General features: G+C 47.9%; 2 protein-coding genes. Both read left to right on the forward strand.

Annotation, left to right across the window (positions count from 1 at the left end; genetic code table 11):
- Positions 1-563: transporter substrate-binding domain-containing protein (locus tag CVN76_RS10875; protein ID WP_100531252.1), on the forward strand; the 563-nt coding region annotated here is incomplete at its 5' end.
- A 26-nt stretch (positions 564-589) separates the two neighbouring features.
- On the forward strand, positions 590-1,150 hold a 561-nt coding region (locus CVN76_RS10880; RefSeq protein WP_100531253.1), incomplete at its 3' end, for an amino acid ABC transporter permease.

Raw genomic sequence — 1,150 nt, forward strand, 5'->3', positions numbered from 1 at the left:
AACTTAACCTTAAGCCAGTCCCTAAGCGGATTAAATTCAAAGGGATCGTCGAGGGTGTTAAAACCGGCCGGGCGGATGCCGCGGTTGCCAGCCATACGATCAATGAAGAACGAAGTAAACATGTTGCCTTCTCGACCCCCTATTATTACTCGGGGCCCCAAATCTTCGTCAGGTCCGATAGCGATATTAAAACGGTTGATGATTTAAAGGGAAAGGAAGTTGCGGCTTCGAAAGGCTCTACATATGCAACCACTGCAGAAAAATATACAAATCATGTAAAAACGTATGACAGTGATATCACCGCGCTTAAAGCGTTGAGCGAAGGACGTCATGATGCCGTCATCACCGACTTCGTCACCGGCAAGGAAGCAGCCAAGGAAGGTTTCGATGTCAAGGGCCGGCAATTGATCGAACGCAGCGAGCAGGCGGTCGTCCTGCCAAGCGACAATCCCCAGCTGCTTAAACGCATCAACGAGGCGCTAGAGAACCTCCGGGAAGACGGAACGCTTGCGAAAATCAGCAAAAAGTACTTTGGTGAGGACATCACTACTAAGCCTGAATAAAGAATGATAGAAAGGGAGTCATTACATTGCCAAGTTTTTCACATTTTTTCGATACATTATTTAGCTCGTCGGACGTGTTCATCCGTGCCATGCTCCTCACATTGGAACTGACGGTAGTCTCCATTATTGTAGGGATCGTCATCGGTTTGCTTTTTGCACTTTTAAAAATTTCCAATATAAAGGTCCTTGCCTGGATTTCTGATGCTTATGTATTCCTCGTACGGGGTACACCGCTGATCGTCCAAATCTTCATCCTCTACTTCGGTATCAGCAATCTCTTCTTATTGCCGGACTTCTGGGCGGCGTCTCTTGCCCTCGCCTTCCATAACGGAGCTTATATCTCCGAAATATTGCGAGGTACGATTCAATCGATCGATAAAGGCCAAATGGAAGCCGGACGTTCCCTTGGAATGAGCAATTCACTCGCATTGAGGAGAATCATCCTGCCACAGGCCTTCCGCCGCGCATTGCCGCCGCTAGGCAACCAATTCATCATCGGACTGAAGGATTCTTCTCTAGCAGCCTTCATCTCCATGAATGAGCTGTTTAACGTAGCCACTACACTCGGCTCGAATAACTTCGATGAG

The organism is Bacillus sp. mrc49 (assembly GCF_002803435.1).